Origin of the sequence: Pseudomonas sp. Marseille-Q5299 (assembly GCF_943737035.1) — a bacterium.
GTDB classification, from domain to species: Bacteria; Pseudomonadota; Gammaproteobacteria; order Pseudomonadales; family Pseudomonadaceae; genus Aquipseudomonas; species Aquipseudomonas putida_E.
Genome location: NZ_CALSFR010000004.1, coordinates 551957 through 571647, shown reverse-complemented (window position 1 = coordinate 571647; position 19691 = coordinate 551957). Strand labels below are relative to the sequence as shown.

17 protein-coding genes are annotated in these 19691 nt (G+C 64.6%); 7 read left to right on the top strand and 10 right to left on the bottom strand.

The genetic code is table 11. The features are described 5' to 3' along the window. Positions 1 to 4 precede the first annotated feature (4 nt). Positions 5 to 1057, bottom strand: coding sequence for a Gfo/Idh/MocA family protein (locus NGJ21_RS15645; protein WP_251962358.1), 1053 nt, complete (start codon positions 1055 to 1057; stop codon positions 5 to 7). A gap of 164 nt (positions 1058 to 1221) precedes the next feature. After that, positions 1222 to 1998, bottom strand: coding sequence for an IclR family transcriptional regulator (locus NGJ21_RS15640; protein ID WP_012314036.1), 777 nt, complete (start codon positions 1996 to 1998; stop codon positions 1222 to 1224). A 185-nt stretch (positions 1999 to 2183) separates the two neighbouring features. Here NGJ21_RS15640 and NGJ21_RS15635 point away from each other — a divergent pair, with 185 nt between their 5' ends. Next, entirely contained in the window at positions 2184 to 3896 is a 1713-nt protein-coding gene (locus tag NGJ21_RS15635) for an FAD-dependent oxidoreductase (protein WP_174141418.1), read from the top strand. Positions 3897 to 3908: 12 nt separating this feature from the next. Here NGJ21_RS15635 and NGJ21_RS15630 read toward each other — a convergent pair whose 3' ends face one another. From NGJ21_RS15630 to NGJ21_RS15605, 6 genes are all read right to left on the bottom strand, one after another. Beyond that, positions 3909 to 5201, bottom strand: coding sequence for an OprD family porin (locus NGJ21_RS15630; RefSeq protein ID WP_251962357.1), 1293 nt, complete (start codon positions 5199 to 5201; stop codon positions 3909 to 3911). Between the two features lie 137 nt (positions 5202 to 5338). Further along, on the bottom strand, positions 5339 to 6652 hold the full coding sequence (locus NGJ21_RS15625; protein WP_012314033.1) for an MFS transporter: 1314 nt from the start codon (positions 6650 to 6652) through the stop codon (positions 5339 to 5341). Between the two features lie 209 nt (positions 6653 to 6861). Beyond that, entirely contained in the window at positions 6862 to 7503 is a 642-nt protein-coding gene (locus NGJ21_RS15620; RefSeq protein ID WP_046785571.1) for an N-carbamoylsarcosine amidohydrolase, read from the bottom strand. A gap of 14 nt (positions 7504 to 7517) precedes the next feature. Continuing rightward, positions 7518 to 8270: a maleate cis-trans isomerase family protein gene (locus NGJ21_RS15615; protein WP_115275151.1), complete on the bottom strand. Its 753-nt coding sequence runs from the start codon at positions 8268 to 8270 to the stop codon at positions 7518 to 7520. A gap of 13 nt (positions 8271 to 8283) precedes the next feature. After that, on the bottom strand, positions 8284 to 9090 hold the full coding sequence (gene nicD, locus NGJ21_RS15610; protein WP_251962356.1) for an N-formylmaleamate deformylase: 807 nt from the start codon (positions 9088 to 9090) through the stop codon (positions 8284 to 8286). Next, a complete protein-coding gene (locus tag NGJ21_RS15605) occupies positions 9087 to 10235 on the bottom strand; it encodes an FAD-dependent monooxygenase (protein WP_012314029.1) in 1149 nt (382 codons plus the stop codon). Before NGJ21_RS15605 ends, nicD begins: the two co-directional genes overlap by 4 nt. Before the next feature lie 327 nt (positions 10236 to 10562). On the opposite strand from NGJ21_RS15605, the gene NGJ21_RS15600 reads away from it, so the two are divergent. From NGJ21_RS15600 to NGJ21_RS15585, 4 genes are all read left to right on the top strand, one after another. After that, positions 10563 to 11615 (top strand): 2,5-dihydroxypyridine 5,6-dioxygenase, encoded by a 1053-nt coding sequence (locus NGJ21_RS15600; RefSeq protein ID WP_046785574.1) that lies wholly within the window; start codon positions 10563 to 10565, stop codon positions 11613 to 11615. 68 nt (positions 11616 to 11683) lie between these two features. Further along, positions 11684 to 12160, top strand: a complete 477-nt coding sequence (locus NGJ21_RS15595; protein WP_012314026.1) for a MarR family winged helix-turn-helix transcriptional regulator — start codon at positions 11684 to 11686, stop codon at positions 12158 to 12160. A gap of 167 nt (positions 12161 to 12327) precedes the next feature. Continuing rightward, positions 12328 to 12795 (top strand): (2Fe-2S)-binding protein, encoded by a 468-nt coding sequence (locus tag NGJ21_RS15590; protein WP_046785575.1) that lies wholly within the window; start codon positions 12328 to 12330, stop codon positions 12793 to 12795. A 15-nt stretch (positions 12796 to 12810) separates the two neighbouring features. Further along, positions 12811 to 16374, top strand: a complete 3564-nt coding sequence (locus NGJ21_RS15585) for a molybdopterin cofactor-binding domain-containing protein (protein ID WP_251962355.1) — start codon at positions 12811 to 12813, stop codon at positions 16372 to 16374. A gap of 16 nt (positions 16375 to 16390) precedes the next feature. Here the strand turns inward: NGJ21_RS15585 and NGJ21_RS15580 are convergent, their stop codons facing one another. Further along, the gene (locus NGJ21_RS15580) at positions 16391 to 17029 is read right to left on the bottom strand and encodes a TetR/AcrR family transcriptional regulator (RefSeq protein ID WP_115275155.1); all 639 of its coding nucleotides are present in this window, start codon (positions 17027 to 17029) and stop codon (positions 16391 to 16393) included. A gap of 307 nt (positions 17030 to 17336) precedes the next feature. Here NGJ21_RS15580 and NGJ21_RS15575 point away from each other — a divergent pair, with 307 nt between their 5' ends. Continuing rightward, positions 17337 to 17603, top strand: coding sequence for a hypothetical protein (locus NGJ21_RS15575; RefSeq protein WP_046785578.1), 267 nt, complete (start codon positions 17337 to 17339; stop codon positions 17601 to 17603). A 106-nt stretch (positions 17604 to 17709) separates the two neighbouring features. Here NGJ21_RS15575 and NGJ21_RS15570 read toward each other — a convergent pair whose 3' ends face one another. Beyond that, entirely contained in the window at positions 17710 to 17961 is a 252-nt protein-coding gene (locus NGJ21_RS15570; protein ID WP_046785579.1) for a hypothetical protein, read from the bottom strand. Between the two features lie 259 nt (positions 17962 to 18220). Between NGJ21_RS15570 and NGJ21_RS15565 the strand changes: the two genes are divergently transcribed. Beyond that, on the top strand, positions 18221 to 19630 hold the full coding sequence (locus tag NGJ21_RS15565) for an amino acid permease (RefSeq protein WP_251962354.1): 1410 nt from the start codon (positions 18221 to 18223) through the stop codon (positions 19628 to 19630). Positions 19631 to 19691: the final 61 nt, after the last annotated feature.

Here is a 19691-nt window from a genome sequence, read left to right as displayed (position 1 = left end):
CGGCTCACACGATTGTCTCTGGCGCGCAAGCCCGGCCGGTGGCGGCCGCCTGGCGGATCGCCTCGATCAACGCCAAGGTGCGGCCACCGTCAGCGGCATCGGTCAGTGGCGCTTCCTGCCCACGGGCAACACGGACAAAGTGCTGCAACTGCAGGGTCAATGCCGCCCCCGCCGGGATGCCCGCCTCGCTCTGCAGCAACGGTGTATGCCAACCCGAGTTTGCCTCGGCGTACTGCCAGTGCTTGAGCTGCGGGATGCTCAGCGCTCCCCGGGTGCCGGCCAGCAGGTAGCAGGGTTGGTCTGCCTGGCGTGGATAGACAGGGCTTTCTCCCGAGCTCAGCTCCCAGCTCCACGGCGCTGCCACCGCATCGGAGCCGGTCAGGCTGCCCAGCGCACCGTTGGCGAACTCCAGCAGCACTGCCGCGCTGTCCTCGTTGGCAAAGCCGCGCACCTGGTTACGGGTGAACGCCTGCACCTGTACCACCTCGCCGCACAGGTAGCGCAGCAGGTCGAGGTCGTGGATCAGGTTGGTCAGCAGGAAACCGGCGCCGGGCTCGCGGCGCCATGGGGTGTCGAAATAGCTGTCGGGCTTTTGCAACTGCCACAGCGCGGTGACGTTGACCAACCGGCCCAAGGCCCCTTCGGCGATCACGCCCCGCGCGCTGGCAATCAGCGGGTTGTGCCGCCGGTGGTGGCCGACCAGCACCGGCACGCGACAGCGGCGCGACGCCTCCACCAGCGCCCGCACTTCATCCAGGTGCACTCCCACCGGTTTTTCTACCAATACCGGCACGCCGGCTTCGACACAATCGAGGGCGGTGGCCACGTGCAGGTTGTTCGGATTGGCCACGATCACGGCCTCGGGGCGCACAACCTCCAGCATCTGCCGGTGATCGGCGAAATACGCCACCCCGCACTCGGCGGCGAAGGCTTCAGCCTGGGGGCCGGGGTCGGCCACCGCGCACAACTGCGCTTGCGGCACCTGGCTCAGATGCTGGTAATGCTGGCGGCCCATGATGCCGGCGCCAATCAGGGCAATGCGAAGGGGTGCGTTCAACGGGCGGTCCTCTTTTCGTTGTTGTTCTGGTAACTTCGGAACCCAGTTCCAAAATCAGCTATCGCTAATTTAGAACTGCGGTCCGCTTTGCAAAAGGACGCTGGGCATAGAGTGTGCGGTAATCGACCGGAAAGTTCAGAGGCAGGCCCGTGCTGCCGTGCATGTCAGGCAAACAACTCACTCGCCTGACTGGCTGCCGACAACTCCTCCACCGCCGCCAACAACAACGGCGCCAGCTCCGGCAGGCGTGCTTGCGAAAGGCGCGCACTGGGCCCGGCAATGCTCAGCACGCCAATGACCTCGTTACCCTGCGGCCGACGCACCACCGCAGCCAGGGCCGAGGTACCGACTGCCGAAGTTTGCTCGACCCAGGCATAACCCCGCTCACGGGCGCCCGCCAGGTAGCTCAGCAACTGTTCAGTGGAGCGCGGTGCGTTGGGGCCGAATTGCTCGGGGTCGGCAATGCCCTGGCGCAGGACCATCTGCAGCGCCTCGTCATCGCTCAGGCTGGCCAGCCAGGCATGCCCGGAGGCGGTATAGAACAGGGGCGCATCACGGCCCATGTCCGGGTCGTAACGCAACCCGGACCGGGCGCCCTGGGATTTGGCGATCCAGGTCTGGCGGGCACCGTCGATCACGCCCAGGCGCACCAGCTCGCCGCTTTCCTGGGCCAGACGGTCGAGTATCGGCTGGATGATGTCGGCGCCGCTGCTGGACAGGTAGCGAAAGCCCAGCGCCACCAGCTTGGCGGACAACTGGTAACGGCTGTTGTCACGGTTCTGGCGTACGTAGCCCAGGCGCGCGAGTTCAGCGAGCATGCGATGGGCTGCGCTCTTGGGGATCTGAAGCTGGTCAGCCAGGGTTTGCAAGCCCAGGCCCTGGGGCTCGGCGGCAAGGCTTTCTACAAGACTGAAGGCGCGTTCGATCTGACTACCGGCCATGACAGGGTTTCCTGATAAAGAAGGCAAATTCTGGAAGATGATTCCATATCCTCATGGGCCACCGCAGCTGACCAGCGCTGAAGTGTCCGTTTATCGACCACTACTTGCTAGCGTCACTTGCATCCTGGCGGGTCAACCAAGAAGAATATGGAACCTTGTTCCAATAATAATACCGGAGACCCGCAATGCCCACCGACACCTTGCAAGCCGAATGCGATGTACTGGTCATTGGCTCCGGCGCCGCCGGGCTGGCTGCTGCGGTCACGGCTGCCTGGCATGGGCAGCGGGTTACCCTTGTGGAAAAAGACCCGGTGTTCGGCGGCGCCACGGCCTGGTCCGGCGGCTGGGCCTGGGTGCCGCGCAACCCGCTGGCGCGCCGCGCCGGTATCGAAGAAGACATCGAGCAGCCACGCACTTACCTGCGCAACGAACTGGGCGCGCATTACGATGCGCAGCGCATCGACGCCTTTCTCGAAGCCTGCCCGCACATGGTCGCCTTTTTCGAGAAACACACGGCCCTGCAGTTCGCTGAGGGCAACGCCATCCCCGACATGCACGGCGACACCCCTGGCGCCGCCACCGGTGGGCACCAGGTCATCGCCGCCCCTTATGACGCCCGCGAACTCGGTGCGCTGTTGCCACGCTTGCGCAGGACACTGCGCGAAACCTCGTTCATGGGCATGCCGATCATGGCTGGCGCCGACCTTGCGGCCTTTCTCAACATGACCCGCTCGCCCCGCGCCTTCTGGCATGTGTGCAAGCGCTTCAGTCGCCACCTGTACCACCTTGCCCGCCATGGCCGGGCCATGCACCTGGTCAACGGTGTGGCACTGGTGGCGCGCCTGGCCAAGTCGGCCGAAGACCTGGGCGTGCGCCTGCTTGAGTCTGCGCCAGCCAAACGCCTGCTGATGGAGGACGGCCAGGTGCGTGGCGCGGTGATCGGTACAGCGCAGGGCGACATTACGCTTCGCGCCAAAGCCGTGGTGCTGGCCGCTGGTGGCTTTGCTCACGACCCCGTGCGGCGCCGGCAATTGTTCCCGCGCGATGCCAGTGGCCACGACAACCTCGCACTGCCGCCGCCGTCGTGCTCCGGCGACGGCCTGCGCCTGGGCGAATCAGCCGGCGGCGTGGTAGCCACCGACCTGAAGTCGGCGGTCGCCTGGGCCCCGGTGTCCAAGGTAGCGCACCGTGATGGCAGCGTCGGCCACTTCCCGCACATCATCGAACGCGGCAAGCCGGGCATCATCGGTGTGCTGGCCAACGGCAAGCGCTTCGTCAACGAGGCGCACGGCTACTACGACTATGTCGCCGCCATGCTCGACGCCGTACCGCAAGACGAGCAAGCTTGCTCCTGGCTGATCTGTGACCACCGCTTCCTGCGCCGGTATGGCCTTGGCCACGCCCGCCCCGCCCCGCTGCCGGTGTGGCCACACCTGCGCAGCGGTTACCTCAAGCGCGGTGCCAGCCTGGAACTGCTGGCCCGCGCCTGCGGCATCGACCCTGCGGGGCTGAGTGCCACGGTGGCCGAGTACAACCGCCACGCGCGCCAAGGCCAGGACCCTGAGTTCGGGCGCGGCAGCACCCCGTTCAACCGCAAACAGGGCGACCCCCAACACAAGGGGCCCAACCCCTGCGTCGCGCCGATCGAGCAAGGCCCGTTCTACGCGGTCAAGGTGCAGCCCGGCTGCTTCGGCACCTTCGCCGGCCTGCGCACCGACGGCCACGCACGTGTGCTGGATGAACACGGCCAGCCCATCGGCGGCCTGTATGCAGCGGGCACCGACATGGCCAGCGTGTTCGGCGGCTGGTACCCGTCCGGGGGCATCAACCTGGGCCCGGCGCTGACGTTCGGTTATGTGGCCGGTCGGCATGTCGCCGGGGCCCAGGCGCAGGAGTAAGCCAGCCCGGGGTCAGAACAGCTTTACCGTATAACTGAGGATCAACCGGTTCTCGTCAATGTCCGTGCGGTAGTTCGAGCGGGCCATCACGTTGCGAACCCGCACCCCCAGCCCGGCCAGGGGGCCGCTCTGTACCACATAGGCAAGGTCCAGATCGCGCTCCCGGTCACGCCCCTCGAAGCCCAGGCCGGTCTCCACGTCACGCCCCTTCACATAGCGCAGCGTCGAGGTCAGCCCGGGTATCCCCAGCGCAACGAAGTTGTAATCGTGACGAACCTGCCACGAGCGCTCACCGGGCGCTGCGAACTCATAGGTGGGCAGGGTATTGCCCATCGGGTTGGTGTTGGCGCCAACCTGGATGAACCCGTCGTCCCCGCCGATCTGCTGGTACCCCACATAGAAGGTATGGCCACCCGTTTTGGCCGAGAACAGGCTGAACAGCGCATGGTTGTCGTAACGGCCTGCGATCTGCCGGCCATCCTCCTGGGCATCGAAGTAGCCGGCATTCACCCCCAGGGTCCAGTCACCCAAAGGTTCGGCGTGTTTGAGGCTGTAGAAACGCTGCTGGTAGATGTCTTCCAGTTGCGCTTGCCACACGCCGACCTGGGTACGGTTGTCGTTGAACGCATAGTCCGCGCCGACATAGTTGAAACGATCACTGGTGAATCGCGCCAACCGTGAAGGGTTGATCGGGTCATTGACCAGCGCATACATCTTCTGGCTGTTGGAGGAGTCGCGCAGGCTGGTGGAGCGAAACTGCCCGGCGCTCAAGGTCAACCCGGCAAACTCGCGGGACTCGAGCATGGCGCCCTGGTAGGTCGGCGGCAGCAGGCGCAGGTCGCTGAACAGCAACACCGGCAGGTTGGGCATCAATTCGCCCACCTTCAGTTCGGTGCGCGACACCTTGAATTTCACCGCCGCGCCAAGGCGGCTGTAATCGTCTGCCGACTGGCCGCTGTCAAGGCTGGGCAACAGCCCTGACCTGGCATGCGCGGGGCTGCTGTCGAGCTTGAAGCCCAGTAGCCCGGTGACGTCCATGCCAACGCCGATGGGGCCTTGGGTGTAGCCAGAGGAGGCATTGAGGATGAAGCCCTGGGCCCACTCCTGGGTGCGCGACTGGGTGCTCGCGCCTTTGATATCGGCATAATCGCGGCTGAAGAAATAATTGCGCGCTTGCAGCGTAGCACTGGCGCCCTCGATGAAACCGGCCTCTTCGGCCGTCGCTTCAGCACAGAGGGCTGCGGCGATACAGCCGCCAGCCAGGCGCGCGGTCGGGGAATGACGCTGTGACGTGTTGACGGGCATTTGAAACGACTCCTGGATTCGGGCAACAGCTCCCCGCCGCAGTGGCCTTGAGGCCACCCGCGCGGAGTGTTTTTGGAAGGGTCTTCAAGCGGGCTGGCTGGCCCGCTTGCACTGCCGTGACGCGAAAGGTCAGGCCGTTATCGGTTGACCAGCTTGGCCGGCAAGGCGATGACCAGGAAGCAGCTGAGCAGCAAGCAGAGGGCGAACACCCACAGCGCCGCATGGGAGGTGCCGGTCAGGTCGGTGACCATCCCCATCAGCGAGTTGCTCACCAGCCCCGCGATGTTGGCCAGCGAACACGCCAGGGCGAAACCGGTCGCCGCAGCGGTGCCTTTGAGGAAAGTCGCCGGCAGGCTGAAGAACACCGGCACCGCGCCGATGATGGCTGCCGAGGCGATGGCGAACAGCAGCACGGTCATCACCAGGTTCTGGCTGAACAGGGTGCTGCTGGCCATGGCAATTGCACCGATGATGAAGGGCACGATGATGTGCCAGCGGCGTTCGCGATGACGGTCGGAACTGGCCCCGATCATCAACATGCCAAGCAATGCCGCCAGGCTCGGGATCGCCGTGAGCAGGCCGATATGGAAGGTATCGCTGACACCGGCGTCGCGGATGAAGGTGGGCATCCAGAAGCCCATGGCGTAGGCGCTCAGCAGGATCGAGAAATCGATGCCACCGAGCATCCACACTTTCAGGTTGAAGAAACCGTCGCGGAAGCTGTGCTTGCTGCCCTTGCCTTCGGCATCGTCGGCGGCAAGGTCGGCGGCCAGTTGTGCCTTGTCGTCTGCGGACAGCCACTTGGCCTGCTGGAAGTTGTTCGGCAATGCCCAGAACGTCAGGATACCGAGCAGCACACTGGGGATCGCCTCCAGCAAGAACAGCCATTGCCAGCCCTGCAGGCCATGCACCTGGTCGAAGTGGCCCATGATCCAGCCCGAGATCGGCCCGCCGATCACACTCGACAGCGGCAGCCCGATCATGAACAGCGCGATGATGCGCCCGCGCCGATAGGTCGGGTACCACATGGTCAGATAGAACAGCACCCCCGGCAGGAAGCCCGCTTCGGCCGCCCCGAGCAGAAAGCGCAGGACGTAGAACTGCGTGGTGGTGGTGACGAACATGGTGCAGGCCGAGAGCAGGCCCCAGGTGATCATGATGCGGGCGATCCACAGCTTGGCGCCGACGCGCTGCAGGACCAGGTTGCTTGGCACCTCGAAGATGATGTAGCCGACGAAGAACAGGCCCGCCCCCAAGCCATAGGCTGCGGTGCTGAACTGCAGGTCTTCGAGCATCTGCAGCTTGGCGAAGCCGACGTTGATGCGGTCCAGGTAGGCCGCAAGGTAGCAGAAGCACAGGAACGGTATGAGCCTCCAGGTGATCCTGCGGTAAAGCGCTTGAGTCGATTGGTCGATGTCGCTGTGGACCGCTGTTGCATTCGCAATTGGCATTTCCTGTCTCCTGGCGGGTGACTTTGTGGTTTTGTTTTCAGGCCAGCAGTTTTCGACGCTCCGGGCGCGCCGCGCACTATACGCGGCGTTTGAGGATGGCGTCACAAGACCCCGGGTGCTCCTGCGGGGTGGCCGCCCGCACAGCGGACGGTCATGCAACGGGCTTCCCGCGCCGTTACTTGATTGTTATGGGTGCAAGGTGTGCGGTTTCAGCTGGCCAGGCGCTGGAGTTGCGCCATGGCTTCCTGCAGGCTGACGACATCGCCGTACTTGCTGTCGATGTCGAACAGGTTTGCTTCGTGCGGCGCGGGGTGGCGATCACCGACGCACTCACGCACCACGATGGTTCGCAAGCCGTGCTGCAGCGCATCCACCGCACTGGCGCGGATGCAGCCACTGGTGGAGCAGCCGGCCAGCACCACGGTGTCGATCCCTTGTGCATGCAGCAGCGGTGCCAGGCTGGTGCCGAAGAACGCGCTGGCGTACTGCTTGGTGAGCACCGGCTCATCAGCCCGTGGCACGACGGCCTCGCAGAACGCCGCCAGCGGGTTGCCTTCGACCATGTCCTTCATTACTGGCGCCTTGCGTACCCACACGCCGCCATCGGCAAAATGCGGGGCCTGGTAGCGGATATTGGTATGGACCACCAGCGTACCGCAGTCCCGGGCCAATGCCAGCAGCACGGCAGCCTGCTCGACCGCCGTCACCACGCCGGGGGCGTAGAGCGGCGCACCGGGGGTGGTGTAGCCCTGCATGAAGTCGATCATCAGCAGGGCTGCCTTGCGCCCGAAGCCGATACGCTGACCCCATACGCCCTGGTAGTTGTCGCTGGCGCTTTGTGCGTCGCTCATGTTCGTCTCCCGATTCAGTAGGCGCCCGACAGCAAGGCGCCAGCGCCCGGAACCACCGGTTCCAGGTCCAGCGCCTTGAGCATGGCGTAGGTGGTGGCGATGGCAGCGGTGACCACCGGTTTGCCGGTTTGCGCCTCGACCTTGGCGACTGCCGGCAGCGACTGCATCTGCACGCAGGCCGAAAGCACCACCACATCGACGCCCTCAAGGTTCATGCCGGCGACGATGCCCGGCAGGTTGGCCGGGTCGTGACGGGCCACGGCGAGGTTGTCGGGGATTTCCAGCGCGCGCCAGTCCTGCACCTCGAAGCCTTCCTCACGGATGTAGTTGACCACCAGTTCGGTCAACGGCTTCATGTAGGGCGCGACGATGGCGATGCGCTTGGCCTTCATCACGTGCAGGGCTTCCACCAGCGCACCGGCACTGGTGATGACCGGCGCCAGTGCGTCGTTGTCGGCAGTGGCTTTTTGCAACCGCTTCTCTGACTGGCGGTGATACCCCAGCCCCATGGCCATGATCGCCACCAGGCAGGCATAGCCGAGCACGTCCACCTTGGCGTCTGACAGTTCCACTGCGCAGCGGTCGGACTCGCCGTCCATCGCCGCCAGTTCTTCCTTCTTCACCTGCTTCATGCGCATGCGGCTGGAGTGGAAGGTGAAGCGCTCCGGGCGGATCGCCTGGCGGGCCAGGAGCATCGCCGGGATCTCGGTTTCCATGGTGGTGTTCGAACTCGGCACGATCTGGCCGATACGGTAGGGCTTGGTCATGTCGCGTGCTCCTTCAGACAAGGGGGTGGCCCAGGAAATCACCGAAGGCGGCAAAGAAGCCTTCGAGGTCATCCCAGGGAATCATGTGGCCGGCGTTGTCGACGTGCGCGACCTGGATGTCCGGCTTGAGCTCACGGATCTCGGCGATGTCCTGGGGCTGGATCACCCCGCCTCGCCCCGCCACCATCAGCAATGCCGGTTGGCGCACATTGGGCAGGTCCTGGTGGATGTCCACCTGGTGGAAATCGTTGAAGGCGCGCACGATCGCAGGCTCGTGGCAGGTGTGCAGCCACTCGGCGCGCAGCGCCAGCTGCTCGTCGGTCCAGGTTGCACAGAAGGCGCGCATGTCATCACCGCTCATGCCACTGCAGGCCTGCCGGATAGAGTCGACGTACCACGGCAGCTTGCTCGGGTATTCGCGCCGACCAGGCCCGGATACCGGCGGGTCGACCAGCACCAGGCGCTGCAGCCCAGGCGCCCCTTGCGCGGCGGCGCGGATGGCGAAGCGCGCGCCCATCGAATGGCCGACCAGGTGGTAGCTGGCCAGGCCCAGCGCCGCCGCGAACGCCGGAATGTCCGCCGCGCAGGCATCGGTGCCATAGTCCAGTTCAGGCCCGCTCGCGGACAGGCCGCGGCCGCGTACATCCAGCACATAGGTGTCGAACTGCTGCCCAAGGCGCTCGGCGACGAAGCCCCAGGTGATCGCCGGGCTGGTGATGCCCGGCACCAGGATCAGCGCAGGGCCCTTGCCGCCGTAACGCAGGTAATGCTGACGGATGCCATTGGCGTTGACGTTGCCGCCGGCGACGAAGGTGCTCATGCTGCCTCCCCGCTCTTGAGCGCCTGGCCGTAGAGGTCGTAGCCATAGACCCATGCCGGGTCTTCCTGGGTGTAGAGGAAGGTGTTGGCGTTGGAGACCGCCTGCACCCGCGAAGCGCGTTCCTTGCGGTTAGCCTCGTACAAAGCGAAGGCGGTGCGGTGGTCGGACAGCCCGGTCTCTTCCAGGCAACGGGTGAGCATCGCCGCATCCTCGATGGCCATGCACGCACCTTGCGCCATGTGCGGCTTCATCGGGTGGCAGGCATCCCCCAGCAGCACCAGGCGGCCACGGCTCCACAGCGGCAACGGGTTGCGGTTGCGCAACGGCCACTTGGTGATCGATTCGGTGGCGTCGATCAGCTTTTGCACCGTGGGGTGGTAGCCCTGGAACGCAGCACGCATTTCTTCCTGGCTGCTGTCCACGAACGGGCCCTGGAAGTCCCACGCTTCGTGCGGGACGCCGGTGACGAAGTAGTACTCGTCGCGCTTGCCGGTGGTGTAATAGACCATCATGTGGCGGTCTTCGGTCCACCATTTCACGCAGTCCTCGAACACGTCGGCATGTTGCGCCAGATGCTCGCCGCGGATCAGTGCACGGTGAGCCACCCAGCCGCTGTAGATCGGCGCTTCGACACCCAGCAGCGCTTCACGGATGCGCGAATGGATGCCGTCGGCACCGATGACGATGTCGGCCACGGTGTGGGTGCCGTCGGCGAAGTCCAGGCGTACCTGATCGCCGTCGTCCAGGATCTTCTCCAGGCGCTTGCCGAAGTGCACGGTGCCCGGCTTGATCGCATCGATCTGCAGGGCGTGCAGGTCGCCACGGTGAATGGTGATGTACGAGGCACCGTATTCACGGCGGGCGTAATCACCCAGCGGGATGCGCGCCAGGTAGTCACCGGTGTTGCCGTCGCGGCTGAACCAGAAATCCGGGTGCGACCCCATCAGCTCCAGCTTCTGCTCCAACCCCATGCGGCGGAATATCTTCATCACGTTAGGGCCGATGTGAATACCCGCGCCAAGGCGGGTGAACTCCGGTGCCTGCTCGTACACGTCGACTTCAAAGCCGGCCTGCTGCAACAAAGTGGCGGCGGCTGCCCCGCCCAATCCTGCACCGACGATTGCGATTTTCTGCCTGCCCCGCATAGGTATGTCCCCTCTTGTTCTGTGATGTAGTCAGCCGAACCGCCTGACGAATTAGAGTGTATACGCTGTATTTTTTTATTGGGAAGGGGAATATTCAAAAAAATTCAAACGGGTGATCGAAATCGGCGAGTCGGCTAGATGTAACCGTATCATCTAGGCTATGTGTGGATTTGTAACGTTTCAACGCACCACTTGCGCTTACAGGCCGGATACGCTTTCATCAACGGATATAGGGCGTACACACTATTAATTTGCACCGAGATAAAGCGCCCCGCACCACTGCGGTGCGGCATTTCGGTTTCATCGAGGCCTGCCAGGAGAAAGCTGATGCCGGTTAGCAACGCAGAACTGACCCAAATGTTCGAACACGTACTCAAACTGTCCCGGGTGGACGAAACTCAGAGCGTCGCCGTGCTCAAGAGCCACTACTCCGACCCGCGTACGGTCAGTGCCGCGATGGAAGCGGCGCAGCGGCTCAAGGCGAAGGTCTACGCCGTGGAATTGCCCGCGTTCAACCACCCCACGGCCATGGGCAACGACATGACCGCCTACTGCGGCGACACCGCCCTGACCGGCAACCTGGCAGCCCAGCGGGCGCTGGAAGCCGCCGACCTGGTCGTCGACACCATGATGCTGCTGCACTCACCCGAGCAGGAGCAGATCCTGAAGACCGGAACGCGCATACTGCTGGCGGTCGAACCCCCGGAAGTCCTGGCGCGCATGCTGCCCAGCGAAGACGACAAGCGCCGCGTGCTGGCCGCCGAAACCCAGCTCAAGCAAGCCCGCACGATGCAGGTGCGTTCCAGGGCCGGCAGTGATTTCCACGCCCCACTGGGCCAATACCCGGCCGTTACCGAATACGGCTATGCCGACGAGCCCGGCCGCTGGGACCACTGGCCAAGCGGCTTTTTGTTCACCTGGCCGAACGAGGACAGCGCCGAAGGCACGCTGGTACTGGATGTGGGCGACATCATCCTGCCGTTCAAGAACTACTGCCGCGAGCGCATCACCCTGGAGATCGAGAAAGGCTTCATTACCGGCATCCATGGCGGCTTCGAGGCTGAGTACCTGCGCGACTACATGAAGTACTTCAACGACCCCGAGGTCTACGGCATCTCCCATATCGGCTGGGGGCTGCAGCCGCGTGCCCAGTGGACCGCCATGGGGCTGCACGACCGCAACGACGGCATGTGCATGGATGCCCGCGCGTTCTATGGCAACTTCCTGTTCTCCACCGGCCCCAACACCGAAGTCGGGGGCAAGCGCAAAACCCCCTGCCATCTGGATATTCCGCTGCGCAACTGCGATATCTACCTGGATGACCAGGCCGTGGTGCTGGCCGGTGATGTGGTCGCGCCTGAGGAGTCCAAGGCGCGATAGTGGTTATACTGGCCCGGCGCCCCGTTCCGGGGGGCCGGCCAGCCAACCCACACAGCCCAAGCCAACCCATGTCGAATAAAAACACCCCCGCTCCCGCTGCACCCGACACTGCCCCCTACGACGTGACCGAACAGGTCGGCCACCTTTTACGCAAGGCCTACCAACGGCACACCGCGATTTTCCAGCAACAGGCGTGCGACCCGCAGTTGACCTCGATCCAGTTCGTCACCCTGTGCGCCCTGCGCGACCACGGCCCCAGTTCCCAAGCCGAACTGATCAAGGCCACCGCCGTCGATCAGGCGACCATCCGCGGCATTGTCGAACGCCTCAAGGCACGCGGGCTGATCGAGCTGTCACCAGACCCGGATGACCGGCGCAAGGTCATTGTCGGGCTCACCGACAGTGGCGCAGCCTTGCTCGATGCGATGATCCCCTGCGCCCGGCAAATCAGTGAACTGAGCATGGGCTGCCTGAACGCCGCAGAGCGGGTGGCGATCCTGTTTCTGCTGCGCAAGATGATCGACGGGGACGATCAGGCGGGCTGAGCGCGCCCAATACCCCGAGCAACCCCTACGGAATCGTCCCTGGCCTGCTTCTTGCCTGAACATTTCATGTAGTGAGTACTTACCTAAACAAGCGCACCACTTGAGTGGTTTGGTAGCGCAGGTACTCGCTTTTGAACGGCATGCAAACTTCCAGAGATGAGCCAACCATGCAAATCACCCTCCCCCTGCGGGTCAACGGCCAGGATGTCGAAGTCAGCGCCATGGCCGACACGCCCTTGCTCCTGGTCCTGCGCAACGACCTGCGCCTGAACGGCCCCAAGTACGGCTGCGGCCTGGGCGAGTGCGGGGCGTGCACGGTGATCATCGACGGCGTGGCCGCACGCGCCTGCGTGATCCCGCTGTCCGGCGCCGCCAACCGCGACATCACTACCCTCGAAGGCCTGGGTAGCAAGGCCGCGCCACACCCGGTGCAGCAGGCGTTCATCGATGAGCAGGCCGCCCAGTGCGGCTACTGCATGAACGGCATGATCATGACCGCCAAGGCCCTGCTCGACCGCATCCCCGACGCCAGTGACGAACAGATCCGCAACGAACTGTCGGGCAACCTGTGCCGTTGTGGCACCCATGTCGAAATCCTGCGCGCGGTGCGCCGCGCTGCCGGCCGCCAGGCCTGAGACCCGGAGCAGAACATGAACCACTCCCAACACGTTCCCACCCGCGACCAGTTGCTGGGCAAAACCGGCGTACTGTTGATCGTCGACCAGATCACGCCGCCCTCGGGCCCTGTGGCCAAGGGTGTGACACCCACGGTCAAGGCGCGTGAACTGGCGCTGTTTCTTGCCGTAAGCGATGACGGCATGGTCTACGCCTTCAATGGCCACGTTGACCTGGGCACCGGCATCCGCACTTCGCTGGCTCAGATCGTTGCCGAAGAACTCGACCTGCGCATGGACCAGGTGCACATGGTGCTGGGTGATACCGAGCGGGCGCCGAACCAGGGCGCCACCATCGCCAGCGCGACCCTGCAGATTTCCGCCGTGCCGCTGCGCAAGGCCGCAGCGACAGCGCGGCGCTTCCTGCTGGAACAGGCCAGCCTGCGCCTGGGCTGCCCGGTGCAGGCGTTGCGCATGGATGCCGGCATGCTGATTACCGAGGACGGCCGTACCCTGAGCTTTGCCGACCTGGTCGGCGGGCAGCGCCATCAACTGCACATTGCCGACGATGCGCCGCTCAAGGCCGTCGAGGATTACCGCCTGGTCGGTCGCAGCGCGGCACGGGTGGACATTCCTGGCAAGGCGACCGGCGAACTGACCTACGTCCACGACATGCGCCTGCCCGACATGCTGCATGGCCGGGTGATCCGCCCGCCCTATGCAGGCCACGACAGCGGCGAGTTCGTCGGCAACAGCCTGCTGGCAGTGGACGAATCGTCTATTGCCCATGTGCCGGGGGTGGTCGCGGTGGTGGTCATCCGTGACTTCGTCGGTGTGGTTGCCGAGCGTGAGGAGCAGGCGATCCGCGCCGCCCACGACTTGAAGCTCAGCTGGAAGCCGCTCACCGGCAAATTGCCCGACCTCAGCGATGTCGCTCAAGCAATCCGCGACAACCCCCGTGTGCAACGCACCGTGCTGGACCAGGGCGATGTCGACGCCGGCATCGCCAACGCCAGCCAGCGCCTGAGCCGCAGCTATCTCTGGCCCTACCAGTTGCATGGCTCGATTGGCCCCTCCTGCGCGCTCGCCGACTACACCGACGGGCAGATCCGCGTCTGGTCGGGCACCCAGAACCCGCACCTGCTGCGTGCAGACCTGGCCTGGCTGCTGGCCTGTGCCGAACAACGCATCGAGATCATCCGCATGGAAGCGGCCGGCTGTTATGGCCGAAACTGCGCCGACGATGTCTGCGCCGATGCAGTGCTGCTGTCGCGTGCAGTCGGCCGCCCGGTGCGGGTGCAGCTGACCCGCGAGCAGGAGCATGCCTGGGAACCCAAGGGTACCGCGCAACTGATGGAAATCGATGGCGGCCTGAATGCCGACGGCACGGTCGCCGCCTACGATTTCCAGACCAGCTACCCCTCCAACGGTGCACCTACACTCGCCCTGCTGCTCACAGGCGCCGTGGAGCCGGTACCGGCACTGTTCGAAATGGGCGACCGCACCTCCATCCCACCCTATGACTACGAACACATGCGCGTCACCATCAATGACATGACGCCCTTGGTGCGCGCCTCGTGGATGCGTGGTGTGTCGGCCATGCCCAACAGCTTCGCCCATGAGTCCTACATCGACGAACTGGCCTTTGCAGCAGGCGTCGACCCGGTCGAGTACCGCCTCAAGCACCTCAGCGATCCGCGCGCCATCGACCTGGTCAAAGCCACGGCCGAGCGCGCCGGCTGGCAGCCGCGCACCGAGCCCATGCAGACACCCGCCAAAGGTGATGTGTTGCGCGGACGCGGTTTCGCCTATGCACGCTACATCCACAGCAAGTTCCCGGGCTTCGGGGCTGCGTGGGCGGCCTGGGTCGCCGATGTTGCAGTGGACCGGCGCACCGGCGAGGTCGCCGTGACACGTGTGGTCATCGGCCATGACGCCGGCATGATGGTCAACCCCGACGGGGTGCGGCACCAGATACACGGCAATGTAATTCAGTCCACCAGCCGCGTGCTCAAGGAGCAGGTGAGCTTCGAAGAATCGACGGTGGCGAGCAAGGAATGGGGCGGATACCCGATCCTGACATTCCCCGAGGTGCCGGCCATCGATGTAATGATGCTGCCGCGCCAACACGAGCCGCCGATGGGCAGCGGTGAATCAGCCTCGGTACCCAGTGCAGCAGCCATCGCCAACGCCGTGTTCGATGCCACCGGCATTCGTTTCCGCGAGCTGCCGATCACGGCTGAGCGGGTGCGCGAGGCACTGAGTGGCGATGGCCAGGGCTCCGACGGGCCGGCGCCGGCACAGCCCGCGCCGAAGCGCTCGAAATGGTGGTTCGGCTCGATCGCCGGAGTGTTCGGCGCCGCGTTGGGCATGGCCGCTACCGCCCTGCCCTGGCGCGCTGAAATCGCCCCGGTGACACCACCTGCTGCTGGCAGCTGGTCGGCCTCGATGCTCGAGCGCGGGCGCCAAGTGGCTGCTGCCGGCGACTGTGCTGTCTGCCATACGGTACAAGGCGGCAAGGTCAATGTCGGTGGCCTGGCGATGGAGACTCCGTTCGGTACGCTCTACAGCACCAATATCACTCCCGATCCGGATACCGGTATCGGCCGGTGGTCGTTCGCCGCCTTCGAGCGGGCCATGCGCGAAGGCATCAGCCGCGACGGCCGGCACCTGTACCCGGCCTTCCCCTACACCTCATTTCGCAACATCACTGACGCCGACATGCAGGCCCTGTACGCCTACCTGATGTCGCAAACGCCTGTATACCAGGCGCCCTCGGCCAATCAGATGCGCTTCCCGTTCAACCAGCGCCCCCTGATGGCCGGCTGGAACGCGCTGTTTCTCAAGCGCGGCGAATACCAGCCCGACCCGCAGCGCAGCGAGCAATGGAACCGCGGCGCCTACCTGGTCGACGGGCTCGGCCACTGCGCGGCGTGCCACTCGCCACGCAACCTGATGGGCGCGGAGAAAAGCGGCAACAGCTACCTTGCCGGCGGCATGGTCGATGGCTGGGAAGCGCCTGCACTCAATGCCCTGGGCAAGTCATCGACCCCCTGGAGCGAGAATGAGCTGTTCACCTACCTGAGCACCGGTTTTTCCGACAAGCATGGCGTGGCTGCCGGCCCCATGGGGCCGGTGGTCAGCGAACTGGCAACTTTGCCGCAAAGCGATGTACGCGCTATTGCCCATTACCTGGCCTCACTGGACGGCACGCCGCAGGCGGTCGCAGCCAAGGCGCCAGCGCAAGTCGACACCCAGGTGTCCCTGAGCAATGGCGAGCGGGTGTTCAAGGGCGCGTGCATGGCCTGCCACAGCGACGGGCTGGGGCCGAAGCTGTTCGGGGTCAGCCCGTCCATGGCTGTGAACAGCAATGTTCACAGCGACCTGCCGGACAACCTGCTGCGCGTGATACTGCACGGCATACCGGCGCCGGCGACACGTGAGCTGGGCTACATGCCGGGGTTCAAGGACAGTTTGTCGAACCGCCAGGTGGCGGACCTTGCCGCTTACCTGCGCCAGCGCTTCGCGGCCCAAAAGCCGGCCTGGGAGGGGCTGGTGGCCAAGAGCGCTCAGGTGCGCGCCAACCCCGGCAGCCATTGACCCGTGCGCTCGCCCGTCAGCAGCGCAGCCCGCGCAAGGCCAGGTCGCTGATGAACGCCAGCCAGTCGGACTTGGCCTGTTTATCGGCCAGGTCCACGGCAAGAAACGAACTGAGCGTGTAGCGGTTGGAGTTATAGAAATAGCAGAGCGAGGCAATCATCAGGTAGGTGTGCCTGATGTCGATATCTGTGCGGAACACGCCCTTGGCCTGGCCCGCCTCGACGATCGGCCGCAGTACGCCGACCGCCTCGCCGGACAGCCCCTTCAGGTTTTGCGACTGCCTGACGTGCTTGCCCTGATGGAGGTTCTCTGTGGCCAGGAGGGTGACGAATTCGGGATGGCGCACGTAGTAGTCCCAGATGAACGCCACCAGCTCGCGCAGTGCCGCCTCGGGGTCGGAAAGGTCCAGTCGCAGCTTGGCTTCAGCTTGGTTGAAGCTTGCGTAGATGTGCTCCAGCACGCTGATGAACAGCTTTTCCTTGTTGCCGAAGTAGTAGTAGATCATCCGGTCATTGGAGTTTGCCAGCGAGGATATCTGCTCGATGCGCCCGCCAGTGAAGCCTTCCTTGCTGAAGACCTTCACCGCCGCCTGAAGAATGTTGTGCCTGGTGCGGTCCGCCTGCTGGGCGCGAACACCGGTTTTGCGAGTTTGCATGTGGAACCACTGTGGGGCTGGCCAGATGCCTAACACTGCCACAGACGTTGGGCCTTTGCGCGGCTTTTTCAGGTGCAGCGCCAACCATCGACAGCACTGCGCCCGGACGCATCATCACGATGCCGGCTGCTCGCCTACGTGCCGCGTGCGCCCGCCGCCGTTTGGCGCACGGTGCAGGCGCCCTCGTGAAAACAGGCTAAGCTCGGGTTTCCGAGGCCACACCAGTGCCCGGCAAAGCATCGCAGGTCCATCGTCGCTCGGGCGATCCACACCGACGGGCCGTTAACGGCTCAAAGAGGGTGCAGCAATGGCGACAATCGAGACAACAGCGCTCGCTCAGGGGCTGCAGCAGGTGGAAAACAGCTGGCAGGCATATCTTGCCTCGCAAAAGCACGCACAGGGGCTGACCGGCGAGCAGCTCAGCACAGCGCTCAAGGCCTGTAGCCGCGATTACATCAGGTTCCAGAACCAGAGCCAGCAGTTCTACGCTGAAGTACGCAAGCGCGTGGGGGATGCTGAAAAGCTGGAACTTGACCGGGTGCTTTACCCTCACCACTTCACCGACAAGCACTGAGACACCTGCAGACCAGTGGCTTGCTCGAGCAGGCAGGCGCTGATGCACCGGTGTGAACCCATCGGGTATACAGAGGCCCAGGGCGCCTGACCCTGGGCCGGGGCCATCACGGCTTGATTTTTTGCCAAGGCTGATAGCTGTACCGTTCAGCCTCAGAAGCCCTGGACGGGTCCGGCCGACCCGAACCTCTTTCGCCTTCCGTGCGCGCCTTCTCATCCCTATGGTCATCAGAAGCCTGTGCTTTGGAGCGCTCGTCCTGCTCACTGTCCTCGTCGTCTTCCCCGGTTGGCCAGTCTGCGTCCTCATGGGGTTTGGCACCTGGGGCATCGATATCCGTGAAGCGCTTGCCAGTGGTCATACGCACCTCTCAACGCCCAGAAGTCCTGGGCTGTTTCGAGTGTGCGCCTTCCCGTCCGGCAACAGGGTTATATCGGACCGACTGCGCGGCCCTGCCCTGCCTGCCGGGTACTGCCCTGCTCAGCTATGAACTGTGTTCACACCCGGTGTGACGCCTGGCCGGCTAATCCCACACGCCTTTGCCGCTTAAGGTGACCCTGCAAGGCCGGTTGCGCAGACGGCCCACGACAACAACAAGCGAGCAACCGAGGTGCAAGCCGATGCGTGGCGATCAAGGCAAGACAAACAACAAGCTGGGGACGGGCTTGAAAGGCAGGCAGGTCACGATGATCTCGATCGGCGGGGTAATTGGCGCCGGCCTGTTCGTGGGCTCCAGCAACGCCATTGTCACCGCCGGGCCGGCGGTACTGGTGGCGTACCTGATCGCCGCAGCGATCGTGGTGCTGGTCATGCAGATGCTCGGCGAGATGGCCACGGCGCGGCCAGACACCGGCTCGTTTTCCTCCTACGCCGACCAGGCCATCGGGCGCTGGGCCGGGTTTTCCATCGGCTGGCTGTACTGGTGGTTCTACGTGCTGGTGATCGCCATCGAGGCTATCGTTGCCGGCAACATCCTGGGTGACTGGCTGGGCTTGCCGCACTGGCTCACCGCCTTTGCCATGACCTTGGTACTGGTCTTGTGCAACAGCCTCAGTGTCGGTTCGTTCGGTACGCTGGAGTACTGGCTGTCGCTGTTCAAGGTGGTGTCGATCGTCAGCTTCATCGGGCTCGGCGTGCTGGCGATCCTGGGGCTGATGCCTGGCTCGTCCACCAGCGGCATCAGCAACCTGTACGCCAACGGCGGCTTCGCCCCCAACGGCAATGTGGCCATCGTCGCTGCGCTGCTGACCGCGATGTTCAGCTTCCAGGGCAGCGAGGTGGTGACCATCGCCGCCGCCGAATCACCCGCCCCCAAAGCCAACATCAAAAAGGCCATCCGGGCCGTGGTGTGGCGCCTGGGCCTGTTCTACCTCGGCTCGATGTTCGTGGTGGTGTGCCTGATCCCGTGGAACGCCCCGGGCCTGGCCCAGGGCTCGTACCAGGCGGTGCTGAACGCGATGAACATCCCTTGGGCGCCGGGCATCATGAGCATCGTGGTGCTGGTGGCCGTCACCAGCTGCCTGAACTCGGCCATCTACACGGCGTCGCGAATGGTCTATTCACTGGCGCGCCGCGGCGATGCGCCCGACGCTGTTTCCCGCACCACTGCCCAGGGCGTGCCGCTACTGGCTGTGGCCCTGACCTCGGCGGCCGCACTGGCGGCGCTGGCCGCCAACTATCTGCTGCCGGCCCAGGTGTTCCAGTTCCTGCTGGCCACCAGCGGTGCACTGGCCCTGCTGATGTACCTGGTGATCGCCATCACCCAACTGTGCATGCGCCGCAAGCTGGTTGCCCTGGGCAGGCCACTGGCGGTGCGCATGTGGCTGTTCCCTTGGCTGACCCTGTTCACCATCGCCTTGATCGTCAGCGTGTTCGCCATCATGGCGGCGTTCCCCGGCCAGCGGGCCGAGTTGCTCAGCACCCTGGGGCTGACGGCCGTGCTGGTGGCCATCGGCGTCTACCTGCAAAAGCGCCAGCCGGCGCTGTCGGCCCAGCGCAGCGCCTTGCAGTTCGAGGCCTGCCAGCCGTGACCCCGCGTCACAGCAGCTGTGCCGAGCAAGCCCTTTTTCGCCCTGCAGCGCATCCCTAAGC